Source organism: Streptomyces sp. NPDC054834 (assembly GCF_053611185.1).
This window is the reverse complement of the sequence record NZ_JBSGZV010000014.1, coordinates 145,540-165,507: the sequence shown is the minus strand read 5'-3', so window position 1 is coordinate 165,507 and position 19,968 is coordinate 145,540. Positions and strand designations below refer to the sequence as shown.

Sequence of the window (19,968 nt, the reverse complement as noted above, 5' to 3'; positions counted from 1 at the left end):
GGACGTCAAGGTCACCTCGGGCAATCTTCCCCGGTGCAGCTTCTTGACCTTGCTCCATGATGCATGTAAGGATTTTGACTTCACCTGGAACGTCTGTACGCACCCCCAGTCCCCTCTTGCCTGGAGAGAAATTGCGGGTCGCTTTTGTACATACGCCCATGTCCACCGTTCCCGTCGCACAGCGCAAGGATTTCTGGCGCAACTTCGACATTCAATACCATGCAGCACATCCGGGGCTCGACCACATGAGAAAAAACATGTGGGAGCTTCCGCACTGGATGCACTGGCTGGGCGGAGTGCTCGTCGCGCACGGCTACACCGATATCGAAGTGGTCGACCTCTACACCGAACCGAACGCGTTCATACGGCCGGGACACATGTCCGTGAACGTCGTGGAGGCGGCCATACGCCAGCATCCCGCGGACGTCTACCTGTTCTCCCCGATGACGGTGAACCTCAGCTACGCGTACGAGATCTCGGACGCCGTAAGGCGGATCCATCCCACGGCCGTCGTCGTCTACGGCGGGGTCGTCGCCACGCCGCTGGCCCATGAGGTGGCCGGCCACCCCAGCGTCGACTACGTCGTGGTCGACCGCGGCGAGCAGGCCCTTCCCGCGCTCCTGGACGCCCTCTCCGACGGGCGCGACGTGACCGGCGTGGGCAACCTGGTGCACCGGCGGCCCGACGGCACCACCGCGCGGACGACACTCCGCTATCCACAGCTGCACCCGGCCGAGATCCCCTTCCCCAAGGTGGACCTTTTCCCCTCCAGCACCGGCGACGACATTCGCTACTTACGCCAGGTCTATGCTCTGGGTTGCCCCTACCAGTGCACGTTCTGCACCATCCAGACCATCGGCAGACGCCCCGACTATTTCCCCCTGGACCGCGTTCTCAAAGAGATCCGCGCCTACCGGGCCCACTACGGCGACCGCCACAACATCTACTGGGGCGACGAAACATTCACTCTGCACCCGGAGCGCACCCTTGAACTCCTGGAACTACTGGAACAAGAAGGTGACATCAATTACGACTGCCAGACCCGACTGAATTGCCTGACCGATGACCGCATCTTGCGCAAGCTGAAGAGCAGTGGCTGCCAATGGGTGGAAATAGGACTGGAGACCGGCTTCCAGGAAAGTCATGAAACGCACAAACATCACATGAAGCTGAGTGCGACCAGGGACACCCTCAAGAAGATTCGGGACGCCGGGCTCGCCGCCTGCTCCTTCACCGTGAACGGCTTTCCCGACCAGAGCCCTGACGACATGCGACGCAGCATCGACTGGGTATGCCAACTACTCGACGAGGACCTGCTACAGGCTACGTACCTTTTCGGCCTCGTGCCATATCCGGGAAGCGCCATGTTCGAGCACCCCGAACGTTTCGGGATGAAGCTGCTCCACCGTGACTTCCGCCTTTACCACGAGGACCTGCCCCCCGTCTTCGCCACCGACAAGGCCACCCCGGACCAGGTCTACGACGTGTTCCTGGAGGGTCTGGACCTGTTCGCGCGGGCCATGGGCAAGACCCCGTACTTCGGTTCCGCGCCGGCCCCCGGCACCGCTCACGAGTACGGCACCTTCTGGGCCGACGCCCACGTATAGCCTTCCGCGGCCTCGGACAGACGGGAGCACCATGACTTCTTCTCGATGGCACGTACTGCGGGACGGCGCCGCGAGCCTGATCCTCACGGTGGCCTTCGACGCCGGACGCGGGGACGCCCGGTTCGCCGACCTGGCGTCCTTCCTGGACGGGCGGCACGTACTGGAGGGTGTACCAAGACGCAGCACGGTCGCCGAGCTTCGGCAGCACGGGCCCGGCGAGTACGTGACGCCCTGGCTGGAGGCCGTCAAGGAGCACGGGCAACCGGTGCAGGCCGTGCTCGGACACTGCGCGGGCAGCGGACTGGCCCGCGAACTGGTCGGCCGATTACGGATGCTGGGGCTCGGCACGCCCTGCCTGATCACTTTCGATCCGATCGTGGTCGACAGCCGCACCCTGGGCGAGGAGTACCGCACCGCCGTACGCACGCTTACCGCCCAGCTCTCCCCGGCGGATCTCGAGACCGCCCTCGCCGCGGCACAGCCGTGCGATGCCGAACCCGCGGCGACCGGAGCGAACGTTCTGCCGCTCGCCGAGGCATTGGAAGCGTCCTACCGGACGGCCGTGACCGCCGCTTGCCGGCAGCTCGCCGTCGCCCCTTCGGTGCAACAGCAACTCTCCGACCGCTTCTCCCACTACCTCGCCTACCTTGCCGCGTCGGCCTGGACGCACGCGGAGGGCCCGCCGGCGGATACGCCCCCCGCGACGACCGTACTCTCCGCCACCGGTGGCATCGGCACCAGCGGCGCCGACCCTCGCGGCAGGATCACCCGGTTCGCCGTGGACCGGACCCACCTCCTCGCCGACCCCGAGGTAGCGGCGTATGTCTCCCATGTGATGGGCGGGTGACGCTCATGGAGCCCACACCGCTTGACCTCCCGGAGGCCCTGGCGCAGAGCGTGCGCAGGGCGCGTGCCGACCGGATAGACCGTGAGCTGTACGAGGAAGAGAAGCGTTGGCGCTGGCACCCCGGCGACGGCGAGGACCCCCGCACCGTCTCGCACGAAGCGCTGCGCCGCGAGACCGCGGTGGAACAGGAGCTCGCCGCCCGTCCCACCGCGACCGGGCCCGATGGCCCGCGCCGGCACGGAGAGCGACGGCGCATCAAGTACTTCCCGGTCCTCTTCGTCAGCGCCCCGCACATCGAGGAAGGTGCGACCGGCGCGTTCCCCGGCATGCCGACTCCGCTGCTCTACGCGACCTGTGTGCTGGACCGGATGCTGCGCATCGACGAGTTCCCCGGCACGCGAGTCCCCGAAGTCGTGGCCGTCCTCAACCCCCCTGCCTATTCCTCCGCCTTCGAGAAGGAGCTCGTCGCCTGTCTGCGCGAGCACCGCCCCGTTGTGGTCGGCATCAGCAACCTTTCCGAGGGGCACCACTTCGCCCTGCGCATCGCGGAAACGGTCAAGAAGGAATGTCCGCAGGCCATCGTCCTGCTCGGTGGTCAACACGAGGACGCCGTGAACCCGGACGCCTACCGGGCAGCCTCGCAACGTGTGGCCGGGATGAGCGGCCGCCGGCAGGAGAACCACAACGCCTTCCGGATCGGCGCGGACGCACTCGGCCGGCTCACCGCACTGCAGACCTTTGCCCGCCCCGACGAGCGGGAGCTCATGGACATCGTGTTCGCGGGGGACGCCGCGTTCGCGCTGCCCGAGGTACTCAAAGTGGTGGCGGACTGCCTGCCCGGCGACGCCGAGACCGTCAAGAAGCGGTTACTCGCCGACCAGGACCGTTTCGCCGAACTGCCAGGAGTGGGCAGCCTGTTCCTGTACGACCGGAACGCGCAGCGCATCGAGTCGATACCGCTCAGCGGCATTCCGATCGACGGCGACCGGCTCCCGTACATCGACGTGACCCGGCTGACGCACGAGAACCGCTTCCCCATATTCGGGCATCGTCGAACCGCACAGATCATGGCCTGTCTGGGCTGCAAGTACTCGTGCTCCTTCTGTCACGAGTCCGCGGACGCGTTCCTCTATGAGCAACCCAAGATCCGCCAGCGGTCTCCGCAGCACGTCATCGGAGAGATCCGCCTACGCATCGATCAGGGCTTCGAGGCAGTCTTCTTCGATGACAGCACCTTCACCCAGAACCGCCGCTGGCTGCTGGAGTTCCTGACCTTGCTGGAGGACCTCTCGGCCGGGCACGGCAGCCTCGAATGGGGCTGCCAGACCACCGTCAACGACGTGAGCCGCGACCTCCTGCGGCGGATGGCCGGGGCCGGTTGCAGCTACGTGTACTTCGGCGTCGAATCGGCCGAACCCGACACCGTACGCGTCCAGAAGGTCCGCCAGCTGTTGCTGGTGTCCGAGGCCGACTGGACCGAGCGCTTCCGGGACGTGGCCCACTGGTGCCGCGAGGCCGGGATCCGGGTCGGTACGTCCCTGCAGTTCGGCCTCGGGGAAACGCCCGGACAGCGGCTGCGCACGCTCGACCTGATTGCCGAACTGCACCGGGAGGGCTGCATCCCCGACGGTTGCGTCGCCCTCAACGTCAACAGCCCTTACCCCGGCACCGGCCAATGGCTCCAGATGCTCCGGTCGGGCGCCGAGCTGCCCGATTACCGCGAGAAACTGGTGCGCCACCCGGCCTTCGAGACCGCTCATCAGTTCTCCGCCATCACCGGCCAGGACGTCGAGGCACTGTATGCGCTTGCCGTGGACCGCCTCGGCCGGGCACTGCACCAGCAGGAGCCGACGTGACGGCCCGCGAGTTCTTCGGGCCCATGCCCCGGCAGGCATCGGTCCGTTACCGCCCGCCCCAGCGCCGAAAAGGTCCGTACACATGACGAATCCACCACGCGGCGGCATTCCGGGCCCCGAGGGCCTCAGGCAGGTTGTTCCCGCCCAGGTCACCTTCACCTCCGAATCCCTTGTCACCCATGCGCCGCTCGCCTCTGAGGGCGACCCGCCACTGCTCATCCGGCCGACCGCCGCCGGCGTCGACGTCGCGGCCTGGGCCACCCACTCGAGGACATGGCTCGACGAAGCCCTCGACGACCACGGCGCCGTGTTGTTCAGAGGATTCCCGGTCACCACCGCAGACGACCTGGAACGGCTCGCCGACGCGCTCATCGACGAGTTGTTCTGCGACAACGGCGAGCATCCCCGGGCCTCACCGAGCGGCAGCATCTCCTCCCCCGTGTTCTTCCCACCGGAGGAGAAGCTGCTGTGGCACACCGAGAACTCCTTCAACGACACCGGGCCCGCTCGCATCATGTTCTGCTGTGCGCGGCCCGCCACCTCCGGCGGCGAGACCCCGATCGTCGACAGCCGGCGGGTCTTCCAACGGCTCGACGCGGATCTGCGATCCGAGTTTCTGGCCAAGGGCGTGATGTACGTCCGGAATTACGGGACGGGACTCGGACTGGACTGGCGTGAGGTACTGCGCACCGACGACCGGCGCGAGGCCGAAGCGCGCTGCGCCCGGCAGGGCCTGCGCTCTCTCTGGCGTGGTGACCGCCTGCGCACCGAGGCGGTACGGCCGGCCGCCCTCCGGCATCCGAGAACCGGCGTGTGGTCCTGGATCAGCCAGGCCCAGCATTGGCACCCGGCCTGCCTGGCCCCCGAGACCCGGGCTGCTCTGGAGGCCACCCATACCCCGGACACGCTGCCGCGGCAATGCCGTTTCGGCGACGGATCCCCGATCCCCGACGAGGCGATGGCCGAGATCTGCCGGGTGTACGCCGAGCTCGAAGTCTGCTTCCCCTGGGAGAGGGGCGATGTCCTGGTGCTGGACAACATCCTGGTCGCGCATGCCCGCAACCCCTTCCGCGGACCACGCGAACTGCTCGTGGCCATGGGCGACATGGTGCGGTTCGCATGACGGGGCAGAACACCGCTCAGGACGGGAACCGGAGCGGGACGGCCGGCCGGGTCGAGGGATTCCGGCTCTCGTTCCAGCAGCAGCGCATCTGGCAGGCGTACCCCTCCGCCTCCCCCGGATGGGCACAAGCGCTTCTCCACATCGATGGTGCCGTCCGCCCGGATCGGCTGGCCGACGCACTGCGTGCGGTCACCGATCGCCACGGGGCACTGCGAGCGCGGTATCGCCGGGTCCCGGGGGCAGGTACCGCACTTGCGGACATCGGCGGAAAGGGCGGCGGAAACCTCGAGTGGACGGTGCAGGACCTGCGGACACTCCCCGACGGGGAAATCCCCGGGCACGTGGACGCCGCAGCGCAGGCCGAGCGTCTGCGACCGGCGGGCATCGATGATGCCGCCCCTGTGCGCGCGGGCTTGTTCAGGCTCTCCGATCAGCGCTACGCCTTGCTGATCACGACCTCGAGTCTGTCCGCCGACAGCCGGACCACCCGCCGCCTCGCGGCCGAGCTCGCCCTCGCATACGACGGGCGCGCACCGGAGGCCCCACCTCTGCAATACATCCAGTACGCGCAATGGCAGCACCAGCTCGACGCCGCCGAGCCGATGGCCGGGGAGGACGCCCACGACGTCGATGCACCGCACTCCGACCCTCTGGACCTGCCCCTGCGTCGTCCGCTCCAGCCTGGGGCACTCACCGCTCCCGCCGTCATACGCCTTGACCGCACTGTGCCGCCCCCGTTGGCGCGGGCCATACGGGCATGTGCACGGCAGCACCAGGTCACGACCGATGTCGTGTTGCTCGCCTGCCTGACGGCTCTCCTGCGCAGGATCACGGGCCGGCCCCACGTCACCACTGCGACCGCGCTGCCGGGGCGCCCGTACGACGAACTGCGCGATTGCGCCGGTCACTTCGCTCACTGGTCGCCGATTCGCACCGGGCTGGACGCGGCCACCACATTCTCCGGCCTCTTGACCCAGGTCCAGTACGAGAGGTCGGACTCCGAGCGTGCCGCCGAGCGCATACCGGCTTCGTACGCCGCCGGCCCAACCACCTGGGCAGCCGCGTTCGAGGCGAAGGAAGAGGAACCCGCCGAGCGTGCCGGCGGCGTCACCTTCACCTTGGCCTGGGACGACATCGAAGCCGAGCCCTGCGCGCTGAAGCTCGAAAGCATCACAGGCGACCACTCACTGCGGCTGGTGTGGCGCTATCGCCGGGGCGAGTTCTCCGCCGACTACATGCGGAGCCTCGCCGGGCAGTATCTGACCCTGTTGGAAGGTGTCGTCGCCGACCCGTCGGCGCCGCTCGACACCATCAGCGTGCTCGACGAGTACAGCCGTGGCATCGTGCGGGCTGCTGCCGACCGCTGCCGTGACGCCCGGCGGACGCCCTTGTGCCTGCACCGGATCATCGAGCGTCAGGCACAACGGTCGCCGGACGCCGTCGCGGTCGTGGATCCCGCGGGCCGGCTGACATACCGGCAGCTGAACGAGCAGGCCGACAATGTGGCTCTGGTGCTGCGACAGTACGGTGTCGGACCGGATCAACCGGTGGCCATAGCCATCGGGCAAACCCGTCACCTTCTGGTGGCGATGCTGGGCGTACTCAAGGCGGGTGGCGCGTATCTGCCGCTCGATCCGGAGCTGCCCCGGACCCGGACCACAGACATGCTGTCGCGCTCGGGTTGCTCCCTGATCCTCACCGGACCGGACACCCCGCAAGACCTGGCCGGCACCATCCGCTGTCTGAACGTCGGCAGACTGCCGGCGGCCGAACACCCGGTCGGCCCACTGCCCGAGGTGACACCGGAGAATCTTGCCTACATCTTGTTCACCAGCGGCTCCACCGGTGTTCCCAAGGGCGTGATGCTGCCCCACCAGGCCTTGGCCAACTACGTGCTCTGGGCGGCCCGGACCTACGTGCACGAGGGAGGCACGGGGGCGATGGCGCATTCCTCCGTGGCTTTCGACATGACAGTGACCAGCCTGTTCGTGCCCCTGGTGAGCGGGCGTACGGTGCACTTGGACCCGGCCTGGCGCAACGTCTTCGACCTCGCGGGTGAACTGCGGCGACGAACCGGCCTCGACCTGCTCAAGATGACGCCGTCACATCTGAGCGTGGTCAACCACACGCTCGATTCCGACGACACGTCCGGCGTCACGCACTCGCTCGTGCTGGGCGGAGAGAACCTCTCCTGGGAGCACATCGTCCCGTGGCGCCGGCACGCGGTGACCACGCGGATCTTCAACGAGTACGGTCCTACGGAGACCGCGGTGGGGTGTGCCTTCCACGAAGTCACGGCCGAGGATCCCGCGGTCGGTGACGTGCCCATCGGCCGGCCTGTGGACGGCATCGACATATACATTCTGGACAACCGCCTGGCACCGGTGCCGGTCGGAGCGCCGGGCGAGATCTGCGTGGGCGGCATAGGCCTGGCGCGCGGCTACATCGCGGATCCGGCCGGGTCGGCGGAACGCTTTGTCCCCCATCCCTTCTCCCGAGCACCCGGACAACGCCTCTACCGGACCGGCGATATCGGCTACTACGCCCCCGACGGATCGCTGCACTGCCTCGGCCGCCAGGATGAGCAGATCAAGGTTCGTGGCGTCCGCGTGGAGCCGGCCGAGATAGAGCGCGCGTTGCTCGGACACCCGTCCGTCCGCGAGGCGGCCGTGGTGCTCAGGCGGGACGGTACGGACGGCGGCCGGCTCACCGCGTTCCTCTCGGCCACGGCCGGCGGGGCGGTCGCGCCGTCAGAACTGCGCGGCCATCTCACCGAGCGTCTGCCGGCCGTCATGGTCCCCGCCTCGTACGTCTGGCTGGACCGGTTACCCCTCACGGCGAACGGCAAGATGGACCGCGATGCGCTGCTCGCCGCCGATACCCCGCGAGACCCTGGCGCGCAGACGTCCGCGCAGCCCCGCGATGCTCTGGAAGGGAGAGTCGCGGCCATCTTCGGGGACGTGCTCGGGATCCCCTCCGTAGGTGTGGATGAAAGCTTCTTCGACCTCGGCGGCCACTCGATTCTGGCGGTACGGCTGATCGCGAGGATCAACGCCGAGTTCTCCACCGAGCTGCCGGTATCCGTGCTGTTCGAGGAAACGGCGGCGGTCGGCGGACCACCGGTCGACCCCGCGACCGCCGGCGCACTTGCCGCATTGCTCCGCGGTGCCGATGGAGCCGAGCGTCCCCGTGCCCTCGTCACACTCCAGAGCCGGGGCGACGGGACCCCGCTGTTCTGCATCCACCCCGGCGGTGGGGACGCCATCGGCTTCCGGAACCTGGCCAGTGGGTCTGTGCTGCGGCGTCCGCTGTACGCCGTGCACGACGGCGCGCCGCCGGAAGATGCTCAACAGGGGCCGGGGGCCGATATCGAGGCTCTGGCGGAGCACGGCGTCGCTGCGGTTCGAGAAGTCCGGCCGCACGGCCCGTACCTTCTGATGGGCTGGTCGATGGGCGGCCTTGTCGCATTCGAGATGGCTCAGCGACTCACCCGGCTCGGGGAGCAGGTCGCCATGCTGGTCCTTCTCGACAGCTACCTGGCCGAGCAGCTCCCTGCCGACGCCGGATCGGCTCCGGGCGACGCGCACACCCGTGCGGCCCTGCGGTACCGGCCGGTACCTTACGCCGGTCGAGCAGCTCTGTTCCAAGCGCAGGAGAGCGACCCACGGATGCGGGCGGCGGCCGGTGCGGCCTGGGCAGAGCTGTGCCCGGCCCTCTCCCCGCCACGCGTCATCGCCGGTGACCACTACTCCATGCTGGACGAGCCGTTCGTAGCCGGCCTGGCGGCGGAAATGGAGAAGACACTTCAGGAAGCGGACGTTCCCCTTGACTGAAGGGAGTCACCCTTTGACGGCTGAAGAAGCCCGTGCCACGGCATCCCCGCCGCCACAGACGGTGCTGCGGTTCTTCGACGACACGCGGCGCACGTCACCCGAGCTGCCCGCAGTGGAATACCGGGGGCGCCAACTGTCGTACGAGGAACTCGGATCAGCGGCAGACACGTTGGCCGCGCGTCTGCACCGCCTCTCTGTCGCCGGCACGGTCGTCGGTATCCGCACCGACCGGTCGTTCCGGCTCCCGATCGCCATCCTGGCCGTGCTGCGGGCCGGCGCCGCGTACATGCCCCTGGATCACGCCTACCCGGAGGCGCGGCTGGACTTCATGATGCGGGACAGCGGGATGCGCGTACTGCTCACGCACCGCACCCGTACAGGACTGCCGCCCGTGCCCTCCGGGACGAGGGTCGTACTGCTCGACGACGACATACCCATCGCTCCTGGCCGGCAGGAAGCCCTCACCTCGACCGCCGACGACCTCGCGTATGTCATCTACACGTCGGGATCCACGGGCACGCCCAAGGGCGTCGCCATGCCGCACGGCCCGCTGTGCAACCTCATCACCTGGCAGCGTAGGGCTTTCACGTGCGGGGTCGGCTCCCGGACCCTCCAGTTCGCGGCGGCGAGCTTCGACGTCCACTTCGAGGAGATGTTCAGCACGTGGGGCACAGGCGGCTGCCTCGTGCTGGTCGACGAGGAGATACGCCGCGACTCCCACCGGCTCCTGCGCTTCCTCGACGAGCATCGGGTGCACCGCGTGTTCATGCCGTTCGTGGCCTTGCAGGCCCTCACCCACGCGGCCCAGGACGTGAGTCGCCATCCACGCTCACTCCAAGAGGTCGTCTGCGGGGGTGAGCAGCTCTACGTCACTCCCGCTGTGCGACGGTTCTTCAGTGCCCTTCCGGATGTCGTGCTGCACAACCAGTACGGACCGTCGGAGACACACAACGTGACGGCCCTGCGGCTGCCCGACGATCCCGCCTCCTGGCCGGAACGTCCCGCCATCGGCCGGCCCATCAACGCCGCGCGCGTGCGGGTTCTGGACGGACGCGGCAGCCAGGTCCCGGCCGGAGTCACCGGAGAGATCGTCATCGGCGGGCCGGTACTCGCCCGTGGTTACCTCAACCGGCCCGGGCTGTCCGCGGAGCGGTTCGCGCCGGATCCGCTGGGCCGGCCGGGATCGCGGATGTACCGGACCGGAGACCTCGGCCGGGTCGATGCGCAGGGGCGGATTCACTTCCTCGGCCGCGAGGACGGGCAGGTGAAGATCCGCGGATACCGCGTGGAGCTCGGTGAGATCGAGTCGGCGGTCAGGGCGCTGCCGGAAGCGGCCGACGCCGCGGTCGTGGTGAACGCGAGTCGCACGGCGGGCAATCGGCTGGTCGCCTATGTCGTAGGAGAGCCGCCGCTGCCCGGTGACCTCCGGGCCCGGCTCGCCGAGACCCTGCCCGAGTACATGCTGCCGGTGGCGTTCATCCCGGTCGATCGCCTGCCTCTCACCCCCAGCGGCAAGCTCGATCGCCAGGCCCTGGCCGCCCGCGAGTTGACCGTCTCGGGCAGCGGTGTCCACTCGGCCGGGGACGCGGTACAGCATGAGCTCACCCTGCTGTGGGAGGAGGTGCTGGATGCCAAGGACGTTGCGGTCGACGACAACTTCTTCCAGCTGGGAGGCACTTCATTGCTGGCCGCGGTGCTGATATCCCGGATCCACGAGCGCTTCGGCGCGTACGCGGACCTGGAGAAGTTCATCGCGCGGCCGACGATCTCTGCGCTGGCCGAGTGGATCCGGGAGCAGTCGGACCGGCAGGATCCCCTTCCCCCACGTCCCGACAACCGGTGAGGCTGCGATCGTGATCGATACCATCGATACTGACGACGGACATCTGGCAGAGCTGATTGCGGAGTACGAAGAAAATGGCTGGTGCCGTTCTCCTTTCCGATTCAGCAGCCCGGCGGTGAACCTGCTCCGCGACAGGGTGAACGCCATCTGCCGCCGAGGAGGGCCGGAGGCGGTCCACGAGAAGGGCAGCACGGCTGTCCGCGCGGTGCATGGCTGCCACGAATTCGACGAGGTGTGCGCAGCGCTCGTACGCCAGCCCTATCTTCTCGCGCTGGCCGAAGCGCTGACGGGGACGCCGGTGTACGTCTACCAGTTCAAGGTGAATCTGAAGCAGGCCCGGGAGGGCCGGGCCTGGCCGTGGCACCAGGACTTCGCCTTCTGGAATGCGGAGGACGGCATGCCGAAGCCCACGGCAGTCACTCTCGCCATACCGCTGGACGACGTCCACGAGGGCAACGGTCCGCTGGTTCTCATCCCCGGATCCCATCGCCTGGGATACCTCGGCCCCGGTAAGGTGACGCCGGGCGGCAAAGGGGACTGGCGCCGGAATTTTGCGACAGATCCTGAGCACGTCATGGACGCCGACCGTGCCCGAGAACTGGTCGGGTCCCTCGGCAGTACCCAGGCAACCGGTCGGGCAGGCACGATTCAGGCCTTCCATCCGAACATCGTGCACTCCTCGTCGGACAACACCTCACCGGACCGGCGGGCGCTGCTGATGGTGTCGTACAACTCCGTCGACAACGCTCCACCCCGTCCGACCCGCCCTGAATTCCTGGTGGGCCGGAACACGGATCAATTGAAGCCGCAGTGGGACAAGCGTTTCCGGCTGGAGGCGGGCTGAGCCGCAGCCCGCCTTCCCCCACCCGTCTTGGGTAACCCCGTTCACCGGGCTGAGCCCACGGCAGTTCGGCAAGCTGGACCGGGTCAGCGCGCCTCGCGGGCCGGGCCCGCTGCGCGACCCGGACGCGCTGGAGCTGGACGAGGACGACGACGGTGAACAGTGCTGAGCGTCAGGAGCCGACCAGGGCGCTGATCAGCTTGCGCACGGCCGCTTCGTCAGCCACCTCGCGGCGGTCGCGGTCCGATCCGGGGAGCGCGCGACTCGATGCCGGGTCCTCGACCACATTCTTGATCCTGCTGGTGGCAGGAGCGGCCCCGAAAGCGCGGGCGGCCCGGCGCACAGCCCTCGGTACGCTCACGGCGCGGCGGGACGTAGCCACCGGCGCCGCCATCGGCCTGACCAGCGCCTGGCTCACCCGCCGCGCGCCGCGCCTGATCCCGCCCACTGGCCTAGTCGGGGCCACGCGCGCCGGGCGCGACACGACCCGAATCCTCGCGGGGCCTACCGTGACGAAGAGGCGTTCGTTGCTTGAGGCATCGCAACTCCTTACCTGTTCGGCTGGGCTGTCGCGGCTCCGAACGCTTCCGCGGTACCGCCTTCGGCCTGCTGGGACGAGGGGGTGTCGACGAAGCTGTAGGGCGGCAGCGGGCCGTTGACACGCAGCTCGAGGTGAGGGTGCTGCTGGCGGAGCTCGTCGACCGCGGCCAGGAATTGCTCCGCTGAGCCGCGGTCCACCAGGAAAGAGAGGTTGGCCAGCCAGCCGGTGCTCTGCGGCCCGGCGCTGACTGCCTTGGCCATCGGCTCCAACGCCTGCTGAAGCAGCCCCGCGTCAGTTGCCTCGCGGGCCTGCACGGCGGCAGCGATCATCTCCCCGAGACGGATCTTCTGCTCCTGCGTGCCGCCACCGGCCGCGCGGTTCGCTTCCGCCAGGGACCGGATGTCGTCGTTGTCCGCCAGTATCAGGCGGAGCACGGCCTCTTCGTCGTGGTTGGCCTTGAGGTTGTACTCCGCTGTGCCCTCCAGCGCCCGCAGCCGCTCGAGCAGGTTCTCCGCACGCTCGGCGAGCACCGTGGTCACCGTGTCGTCGTCCGGAGAGGCGCTGCCGAACCGCATGGGCAGCACCACGCCGCCCGCTCCGGCTTCGTCCAGTACACGCTGGTGGGCCAGCAGATCACGGCGCTTGGGCCGCAGCTCCTCGGGGGCGTCACTGACGATCGCCGCCAGCTCGCCCTGGCGCAGCACGCGTACCGGCCGCGGGGGGTCTCCGATGCCGTCCAGGTCCTGTCGCAGGGGCGAGCGCGAGGCGCGGATGATCCCGTAGACGTAGGTGCTCATCTCTCATTCCCCTCTCCCGCGCGCGGCCCGGTCGTCGCCCTGACGCTCCCGGCCCTCGTCACGTGCCTGCTGGAAGGCATCGGAGATCGTCTGCGCGGCGCCGGACAGGGCTCCCTTGGTCTTGCCGCGGGCGCCGGACTCCGTGAGCTGTCCCGTGAGTTCGGTAAGCCCGGCCGGTTTGCGCGGCCCCGCTTCCAGGTCGAGGCGGTTGCACGCCTCGGCGAAGCGAAGGTAGGTGTCGACACTGGCGACCACGATCCGTATGTCGATCTTGAGTATCTCGATACCGACGAGGGAGACCCGCACGAACGCGTCGATCACCAGCCCGCGGTCGAGAATGAGTTCCAGAACGTCGTAGAGGCCACTGGAACCGCCCCCGCCGCCCTGCTGTGTCGCCACGGTCATCGCGACCAACCCCTTGTCATCTGTCTCCGCGCGGTCCCGTCGGCACCGTCCCTCGCCGGGACGCAGGCTCGCATGAGCGAGTAGCCCCCATCCCCCTAGACCAAACACAGGTACGAGTAGCGAGGCGGACCTGCCAGGCAGGCACACCGCAACCACTAGGAATGCGGCCCCGACCTGCGGCCTGACCGGAGGCATCCCGCGTTGCCGGGGACCTCATCGACGGCCAGGGCGGCAGTAACGGCTCGACCAGCGCCCACAAGTCGTCATCCACGATCCACGGCCGAACACTCACACCCTCCCCGTTCCCCGTCGTAGGCCTCGCGCAGCGCTGTCGCATGGTCGTCGTCGACCGGGGCCGCCTGCCCCCGCCGGTGACGTCAACGCCGTGGTGGTATCGGGCTGGTCGGCGGTGCGCGGAGCTGCCCGCGATCGTCGGCGCCGTCACCAGCTCTCTCGCCGCGCCCCGCAGTCTGCTGCTGGGTCATCTCGATGCCGACGGGCACCTGCCGCAGCACACCGGCCTCAGCATCATCCTCTCCAAGGCGGCTGCCGCCACCTTCGCCGGTCTGCTGGCCCCGCCGCCAGCGGGCACCCGTGGACGGGCTGGACGTTCTCGGCAGGGTGGGGAACGAAGGAGACCTTGAACGTCACCCTGGAGCAGCCCGACCTGGTCGCGGAAGTCGACGTCGACGCCGCCCGGGACAGCGCCGGCCGGTGCCACCACCCGGCGCGCCGGCACCGCACTCGCCCCGACTTCTCCCCCACCGACGTCTCCCGCTGGTCGCCGCACTGACGGCGGCACGCGCGGCGGCCCGGGCGCGAGCACCTCAGCGGGCGCTCGATCCCCGAGGCGCCCGCGTCCTGCCCGCTAGGCCACATTCATCGAAGCAACCGCGTGCGGCCCGCGATCCTCAGCGGCGAGGCGAGTCTGGGGAGGGGAACGGCCTATCGCCCTTGTCTGCGCCGTCTCCGGCCGCCCGGCGCAGAACCTCAAGCAAGGCGCCGAAGAGGCAGCACAGCGCGGCGACCAGGCCCGCGCCTCCGCTCGGCACATCGCCGACCAGGGCCGGCAACAGTGAGTGCTCGTGTCACCGGCCCAAGCGGCTACAGCTCCCTTTCAGCAATCCTCACCGGTAGTGCCGACGACCGGCGACTGCGTGGCCAACCGAGCCCAGGATCCACAGCACGACGCCGATGACGGCAAGGATGATGCCGATGGTCCACAGAATGGATATGCCGGTGACGAAACCGACGACGTGCAAGACGATGCCGAGGACGCAGCGACTGTACCCGGGCGCCTGTTGCGGTCAGCGGGTGCTGAGCATGCCTTCGCGCAGCTGGGCGAGGGTGCGGGAGAGCAGGCGGGATACGTGCATCTGGGAGACGCCGAGGCGTTCGCCGATCTGTGCCTGAGTGAGCTCCTCCACGAAGCGCATGTGGATGATCTGCCGGTCTCGTTCGTCGAGTGCGGCGATCATCGGGGCGAGGGCATGGAAGTCCTCCACGAGCTCGAGGGCTTGGTCGTCGCTGCCGATGAAGTCGGCCAGGGCGCTCTCGCCGTCCTCGCTGGTGCTGATCGCCGCGTCCAGGGAGGTGGAGGTGTAGCCGTTGGAGGCCAGGCGGGCCTCGCGGACCTCTTCCTCGGGCAGGCTCATCAGCTCCGAGAGTTCCTTCACCGTCGGGGTGCGGCCCAGGCGGCTGCGGAGTTCTTCGGTGGCGCGGGCTAGCTGGACACGGGCCTCCTGCAGCCGGCGGGGCACGTGCACGGCCCAGGTGGTGTCGCGGAAGAACCGCTTGATCTCGCCGACGATGTAGGGGATGGCGAAGGAGGTGAACTCCACCTCGCGGGACAGCTCGAACCGGTCGATGGCCTTGATCAGTCCGATCATGCCGACCTGGACGATATCCTCCATCTCCTCCGGCCCACGGCTGCGGAAGCGGCCGGCCGCGAAGCGGACGAGGGACATGTTCATCTCGATCAGCGTGTTACGCGCGTACTGGTACTCCGGTGTGCCCTCCTCCAGCACCGCCATCTGGTCGAAGAACAGCCGCGACAGCTCACGTGCGTCCTTCGGCGCAACCCTGGAGGGGTCGGCGACCTCCGGCAGGCCGGCTACGTCCGTGTCAGTCTTCGCCGCAGTCACTGTCGCCATGATGCTTCCCTCCCCTATCGCTGCCCGCTGTCAACCCCGCTACGGGCCGACGACCGGCCGCGTACCCAGGCATGTGCAGCTCATGCCCCGCAACTGCGACCGCTGTCGGTAACCGGCCGCGGCTGCCACGTGCTAGGAAGCGATGCCGGCGACCACCGTGAGAAGTGTCTCTGAAAATCCTGGTCAAGACACCCCGATGCCACCCCGCTCCCACGCTGCCCTGATCACAGGAGTGCACCGCGATGGGGCTACCTGGGAGCCGTCGGCGTACGAAGGCTCGAGCGCCGGGGGTGCCAGGGCGCAGGGTCGTCGTGAAACACCGGAGGTCCGTCCGCGGTGAGCCTGGTTGCCCAGGCGCTCGCCTCGCACGCCGTCGTCGACCAGGCCATCGGCGTGCTGACCGTCCTGGGCCGATCCCCCGGGCCAGGGGTTCACCGTGCTGCGGGGGATCTCCCAGCACACCAACATCAAACTGTCCGCGATCGCCGAAGAGATCATCAAGCACGGTCAGGGTGCCGCCCTTCCCGGCCTGCCGCTGGGCGAACTGCACGCCGCTCTCGCCCGCCACGCCACCCGCTCACCGCCTGGACAGCTGACCGGGACCGTTGTCCTACAGGGGCGAGCGTCCAGCGATGCCGCCGCCGGGGTCGTCCGGCAGGGCGATGCGGGCGGTGATGCGCTTGCCCACCGGCTCCCGCGCCACCTCGAGACCCTGGGCGACGGCCATCACAATCTCCAGGCCGTGCTGACCCACCCGGCCCGGATCCGCTGCCCGCGCCACCGGCAGCACCGGATCACCGTCCCACACCGTCACCTCGACCAGGCCACCGACGATCCGCAGCTCCATCAGCACCGGGCCCGGCGCGTACTTGCGGGCGTTGGTGACCAGTTCGCTCACCACCAGCCGGGTGAGATCCATGGCACGGGCCGACACCGGCAGCCCGTGCTCCGCCTGCGCGGCAGCCAGGAACCGGGAGGCCACGTGGCGCGCCTCAGCGATACAGCTGCCATCGCCCTCCAGCGCTATCGCGGTCTGGACCGGCTCAGCCTCCGGCGGGATGCCCTCCTCACCCACAGCTACTGCTTCCACCAAGGCCGCCCTCACCCTTCACCCCCGGCGTCTACCCGCCCGGCTCATACCCCACGCCCTGCCTGCCCCGCCCGGCCCAACCGCACAGGCGCTCCCCGTACTATGCACATCAGCCTGCCGGCAGAACCGGTCCGTTAGTACTCCGACAGCGTTGAGGCAAGCGTGGCGGACTCCGACAAAGCGCATGCGCCCGGCCGTCTGTCGGTGGCGTCCATCGCCACCAGCGGTATCCGCGTGCTGACCGTGACTGGCGACATCGATCACCACACGGCCCAGCAGGATCGCGCGGTTGCGCCGCGGGGAGCGGGCGTAGGTTTGCCGGCCGTCCCTGGACCGGACGTCCTTACCCATCTTCGCTGTTTCACCGCCGGACGGGGTGTCCGGTCCCATCCCGACCAGGCGTCCTGGCAATGATCGCCGAAGTGCTGCCCGTGCTCTACCTGCACGGACCGCCCTCCGGGGACTTCGTGCGCGTGAGGGGGCGGTTCCTGTGCCCGAGCCGAAGCCGGGTTCCTGCGGTAGATGTTCCCAGGCGATCCCGGTGGGCAGAACGAACAGGATGCCCTGGAAGACCAGCCGGTCCGGATGCCGCTTGCGCACGGCGTGCCGAGTCCGGCGCCCAATCTTGGGCAGCAGCGGCTCGATCACCGCCCACAGCTCGTCGTCGACTTCCCACGGCTTCGGCCGGCCGCACCACCTCGCGTCCCCGGATCATCGGTTCCGGAGTGGTCCAACCACCTCGAAGATCATTCCGAACCATCACGGTGCACGCCCACGGCCGACGCCGGCTCTCGGGCAGCGCTCACCCTGCTGGCCCAGACCGCGCTCGCCAACCGCACCAGACCAGAGGCCCGGCCTCAGATCACATGTCTATGGATGATTGAGCAGGCGGCTATGTGTCAGTCCTGCTGTCGTACGCCCGCTGGCAGTTCTGGATTTCCTCGCTGTGCTCGACAGTCCAGCTGTAAAGATGCCCGAAAGGCTCGCGCAGGGACTCACCCAGCGCCGTGAGCGAGTACTCGACGCCGACCGGTGAGGTCGGCAGTACTTTCCGCTGGATCATGCCGTTTCGCTCAAGACGGCGCAGTGTCTGAGTGAGGACCCGCTGCGTCACACCTTCCAAGCGGCGCTTCAGCTCGTTGAACCGCATCGGCCGCTCCAGAAGCGCCATGACCATCATTGACCACTTGTCTGCTATCTGGTCGAGGATCGGCCGGCTGGGGCAGTCCGCCCGGAAAGCGATGTGTGTTCCCGCTTCAGGGCCGTGCGGGTCGGTATCCCTCATGATCCTTGGTTCTCCCAGAGTGCGTTCTTGACGGGTCTCAGAGGCGTCGCCGACGGTAGGTATGCATTGCAAACCTACACACCTATCGGTAACTGATGGAGAGCCTCTTGACCACCAATGTCTACTCGACTCTGCACGTGGGCATCGAAGACGGCGTCGCCCGGATCGTCCTCGATAACCCGCCGGTGAACGTGCTCAACGCGACGATGATGCGCGAGCTCCGCACGGCACTGGACGCCTTGAGGGGCGATTCGTCGGTCCGGGTGATCGTCTTCTCCAGCGCCAACCCGGAGTTCTTCCTCGCTCATGTGGACATGCGGATCGGGGAGAGCATGGACGTTCTGGAGCAGCTCGCTGCGTCGGCGCCGACGGACGTTAACGTCTTCCAGGCCGTAGGCGAGCTCCTCCGCCATCAGCCCCAGGTGACCATCGTGAAGCTCGCCGGGAAGACCCGCGGAGGCGGGGCGGAATTCGTAGCCGCAGCGGACATGGCATTCGCCGCTGCCGAGACCGCCGGAATTGGCCAGATCGAAGCGCTCATGGGCATCGTCCCCGGCGGAGGCGGAACGCAGTACCTCCGTGACCGCGTGGGCCGCAACCGTGCGCTGGAGGTGGTGCTCACCGCAGACCTGTTCGATGCCGAGACCGCAGCGTCTTACGGCTGGATCAACCGGGCTCTGCCAGCCGACCAACTCGATGAGTACGTCGACCGTATTGTCCGCAATATCGCTGCCCTGCCCGATGGCGTCATCGAAGCGGCCAAGCGCGCATTGCCTGCCGAACACATCACGGACGGACTCCTCCGCGAGAACGAGGCGTGGGCCGCTCAGATTGCTTTGCCTGCTGTTCAGCAATTGCTGGGCCGAGGACTGCGCAATGGGGCGCAGACACCCACAGGTGAACGTGCCCTCGAGGAACTGATGCGCAGTGCCATGCGCCGGTGAGCCAGAACCAGTATCTGGCGCCGAGACAACCGCACGGCAGGTGGCGCGATGCGCCCCAGCTCCCTGGAGCGGTCGCTACTGGAGCGTCCAGCAAGGACTCCTATCGCAATGAACCCTTCTCGGTAGCCCTTGTGCTGTGACCGGGTGTCGCAAGCCGTCTGCGACGTTCTCGTAGCCGAGGTCGGTCAGGGTGGGGATGCCCAGGGTGACGGCGAGCCGGTTCAGGGCGTCGACCAGGCCATGGGCGCGGGCGCAGGTGGTGTCGTGCTCCCGGCCCGGCCGGACCGGGGAGACCCACAACGGCCAGCCGTCCAGGGCCGAGATGACGTGCACGTTCCTTCCGTGCTGCTTGTGTTTCCCGGACCACCACAGGTCCGCTCCGTTGGGGCCGGCGGCGGCCACGCGGTCGGTGCGGATCACGGTCCCATCCAGGTTGAGGTGGGTGTAACCGGCCGCTGCCGCGCGCTCCACTGCGATGGACAGATCGGGCGCGTGGTCGGCCAGAACGGTCAGTCCCTCGTGCGGGTAGCGGTAGGCGGTGGGGATCGAGATGCCGTTGTCCCGGGCGAGTTGGACCAGCCGGGTGCCGTCGACGAACCAGCGCAGCACCAGCACCGCCTGTCTGGAGACGCCCACCGCACGGGTGCCCTTGCGGGTGTCGAGCCGCTCGCGGTGTTCGCGCAGCAGCTTCGCGAGATGCTCGGCGGTCGCCCTGCGGGCATCGAGCACGGCGGTGTAGGCGGTACTGGACGTCGCGTGGTGCCTCTGGTTTTACGGAATAAGCGAGGGCCACCCTGAAGTCC

15 protein-coding genes and 2 pseudogenes are annotated in these 19,968 nt (G+C 68.4%); 9 read left to right on the top strand and 8 right to left on the bottom strand.

The window, feature by feature from the left end; all coding sequences use genetic code 11:
• The first annotated feature begins 158 nt into the window (after positions 1-158).
• From ACWGJM_RS20735 to ACWGJM_RS20705, 7 genes are all read left to right on the top strand, one after another.
• Positions 159-1,607 carry a B12-binding domain-containing radical SAM protein gene (locus ACWGJM_RS20735; protein ID WP_453413143.1) on the top strand — a complete coding sequence of 483 codons (1,449 nt, stop codon included), beginning with the start codon at positions 159-161 and terminating at the stop codon, positions 1,605-1,607.
• A gap of 31 nt (positions 1,608-1,638) precedes the next feature.
• Positions 1,639-2,454, top strand: a complete 816-nt coding sequence (locus ACWGJM_RS20730; RefSeq protein WP_453413142.1) for a hypothetical protein — start codon at positions 1,639-1,641, stop codon at positions 2,452-2,454.
• Between the two features lie 5 nt (positions 2,455-2,459).
• Entirely contained in the window at positions 2,460-4,310 is a 1,851-nt protein-coding gene (locus ACWGJM_RS20725; protein ID WP_453413141.1) for a B12-binding domain-containing radical SAM protein, read from the top strand.
• A gap of 82 nt (positions 4,311-4,392) precedes the next feature.
• Complete coding sequence (locus tag ACWGJM_RS20720) at positions 4,393-5,433, top strand: TauD/TfdA family dioxygenase (RefSeq protein ID WP_453413140.1); 1,041 nt, start codon at positions 4,393-4,395, stop codon at positions 5,431-5,433.
• Positions 5,430-9,266, top strand: coding sequence for a non-ribosomal peptide synthetase (locus tag ACWGJM_RS20715; protein WP_453413139.1), 3,837 nt, complete (start codon positions 5,430-5,432; stop codon positions 9,264-9,266). The genes ACWGJM_RS20720 and ACWGJM_RS20715 overlap by 4 nt, the downstream gene beginning before the upstream one ends.
• Positions 9,267-9,279: 13 nt before the next feature.
• Positions 9,280-11,109: a non-ribosomal peptide synthetase gene (locus ACWGJM_RS20710; protein WP_453413138.1), complete on the top strand. Its 1,830-nt coding sequence runs from the start codon at positions 9,280-9,282 to the stop codon at positions 11,107-11,109.
• A gap of 10 nt (positions 11,110-11,119) precedes the next feature.
• A complete protein-coding gene (locus tag ACWGJM_RS20705; protein WP_453413137.1) occupies positions 11,120-11,953 on the top strand; it encodes a phytanoyl-CoA dioxygenase family protein in 834 nt (277 codons plus the stop codon).
• Positions 11,954-12,499: 546 nt separating this feature from the next.
• On the opposite strand, the gene ACWGJM_RS20700 is transcribed toward ACWGJM_RS20705, so the two are convergent.
• Together ACWGJM_RS20700 and ACWGJM_RS20695 are read right to left on the bottom strand one after the other, a co-directional pair.
• Positions 12,500-13,288 (bottom strand): GvpL/GvpF family gas vesicle protein, encoded by a 789-nt coding sequence (locus ACWGJM_RS20700; RefSeq protein WP_453413136.1) that lies wholly within the window; start codon positions 13,286-13,288, stop codon positions 12,500-12,502.
• Positions 13,289-13,291: 3 nt separating this feature from the next.
• Complete coding sequence (locus ACWGJM_RS20695) at positions 13,292-13,693, bottom strand: gas vesicle structural protein GvpA (RefSeq protein WP_453413135.1); 402 nt, start codon at positions 13,691-13,693, stop codon at positions 13,292-13,294.
• Between the two features lie 640 nt (positions 13,694-14,333).
• Here ACWGJM_RS20695 and ACWGJM_RS20690 point away from each other — a divergent pair.
• A complete protein-coding gene (locus ACWGJM_RS20690; RefSeq protein WP_453413134.1) occupies positions 14,334-14,486 on the top strand; it encodes an ATP-dependent DNA ligase in 153 nt (50 codons plus the stop codon).
• A 334-nt stretch (positions 14,487-14,820) separates the two neighbouring features.
• Here ACWGJM_RS20690 and ACWGJM_RS20685 read toward each other — a convergent pair whose 3' ends face one another.
• The 5 genes and pseudogenes from ACWGJM_RS20685 to ACWGJM_RS20665 form a co-directional block, all read right to left on the bottom strand.
• Positions 14,821-14,961: a DUF6131 family protein gene (locus ACWGJM_RS20685; RefSeq protein WP_453413185.1), complete on the bottom strand. Its 141-nt coding sequence runs from the start codon at positions 14,959-14,961 to the stop codon at positions 14,821-14,823.
• A 39-nt stretch (positions 14,962-15,000) separates the two neighbouring features.
• Complete coding sequence (locus ACWGJM_RS20680; protein WP_453413133.1) at positions 15,001-15,846, bottom strand: RNA polymerase sigma factor SigF; 846 nt, start codon at positions 15,844-15,846, stop codon at positions 15,001-15,003.
• A 610-nt stretch (positions 15,847-16,456) separates the two neighbouring features.
• Positions 16,457-16,936 carry an ATP-binding protein gene (locus ACWGJM_RS20675; RefSeq protein ID WP_453413132.1) on the bottom strand — a complete coding sequence of 160 codons (480 nt, stop codon included), beginning with the start codon at positions 16,934-16,936 and terminating at the stop codon, positions 16,457-16,459.
• A gap of 492 nt (positions 16,937-17,428) precedes the next feature.
• Positions 17,429-17,593 (bottom strand): annotated as a pseudogene (locus ACWGJM_RS20670) (transposase); the annotation flags it as partial.
• Between the two features lie 235 nt (positions 17,594-17,828).
• Positions 17,829-18,221 (bottom strand): winged helix-turn-helix transcriptional regulator, encoded by a 393-nt coding sequence (locus ACWGJM_RS20665; protein WP_453413131.1) that lies wholly within the window; start codon positions 18,219-18,221, stop codon positions 17,829-17,831.
• A 107-nt stretch (positions 18,222-18,328) separates the two neighbouring features.
• Between ACWGJM_RS20665 and ACWGJM_RS20660 the strand changes: the two genes are divergently transcribed.
• Positions 18,329-19,165 carry an enoyl-CoA hydratase/isomerase family protein gene (locus tag ACWGJM_RS20660; RefSeq protein WP_453413130.1) on the top strand — a complete coding sequence of 279 codons (837 nt, stop codon included), beginning with the start codon at positions 18,329-18,331 and terminating at the stop codon, positions 19,163-19,165.
• A 141-nt stretch (positions 19,166-19,306) separates the two neighbouring features.
• Here ACWGJM_RS20660 and ACWGJM_RS20655 read toward each other — a convergent pair.
• A pseudogene (locus ACWGJM_RS20655) lies at positions 19,307-19,894 on the bottom strand (transposase family protein); the annotation flags it as partial.
• Between the last annotated feature and the right edge of the window lie 74 nt (positions 19,895-19,968).

Coding starts and splice junctions, on each gene's coding strand:
- ACWGJM_RS20665 (WP_453413131.1), bottom strand. CDS start 18,221: ATGAGGGATACCGACCCGCACGGCCCTGAAGCGGGAACACACATCGCT.
- ACWGJM_RS20735 (WP_453413143.1), top strand. CDS start 159: ATGTCCACCGTTCCCGTCGCACAGCGCAAGGATTTCTGGCGCAACTTC.
- ACWGJM_RS20725 (WP_453413141.1), top strand. CDS start 2,460: ATGGAGCCCACACCGCTTGACCTCCCGGAGGCCCTGGCGCAGAGCGTG.
- ACWGJM_RS20700 (WP_453413136.1), bottom strand. CDS start 13,288: ATGAGCACCTACGTCTACGGGATCATCCGCGCCTCGCGCTCGCCCCTG.
- ACWGJM_RS20730 (WP_453413142.1), top strand. CDS start 1,639: ATGACTTCTTCTCGATGGCACGTACTGCGGGACGGCGCCGCGAGCCTG.
- ACWGJM_RS20720 (WP_453413140.1), top strand. CDS start 4,393: ATGACGAATCCACCACGCGGCGGCATTCCGGGCCCCGAGGGCCTCAGG.
- ACWGJM_RS20715 (WP_453413139.1), top strand. CDS start 5,430: ATGACGGGGCAGAACACCGCTCAGGACGGGAACCGGAGCGGGACGGCC.
- ACWGJM_RS20695 (WP_453413135.1), bottom strand. CDS start 13,693: ATGACCGTGGCGACACAGCAGGGCGGCGGGGGCGGTTCCAGTGGCCTC.
- ACWGJM_RS20680 (WP_453413133.1), bottom strand. CDS start 15,846: ATGGCGACAGTGACTGCGGCGAAGACTGACACGGACGTAGCCGGCCTG.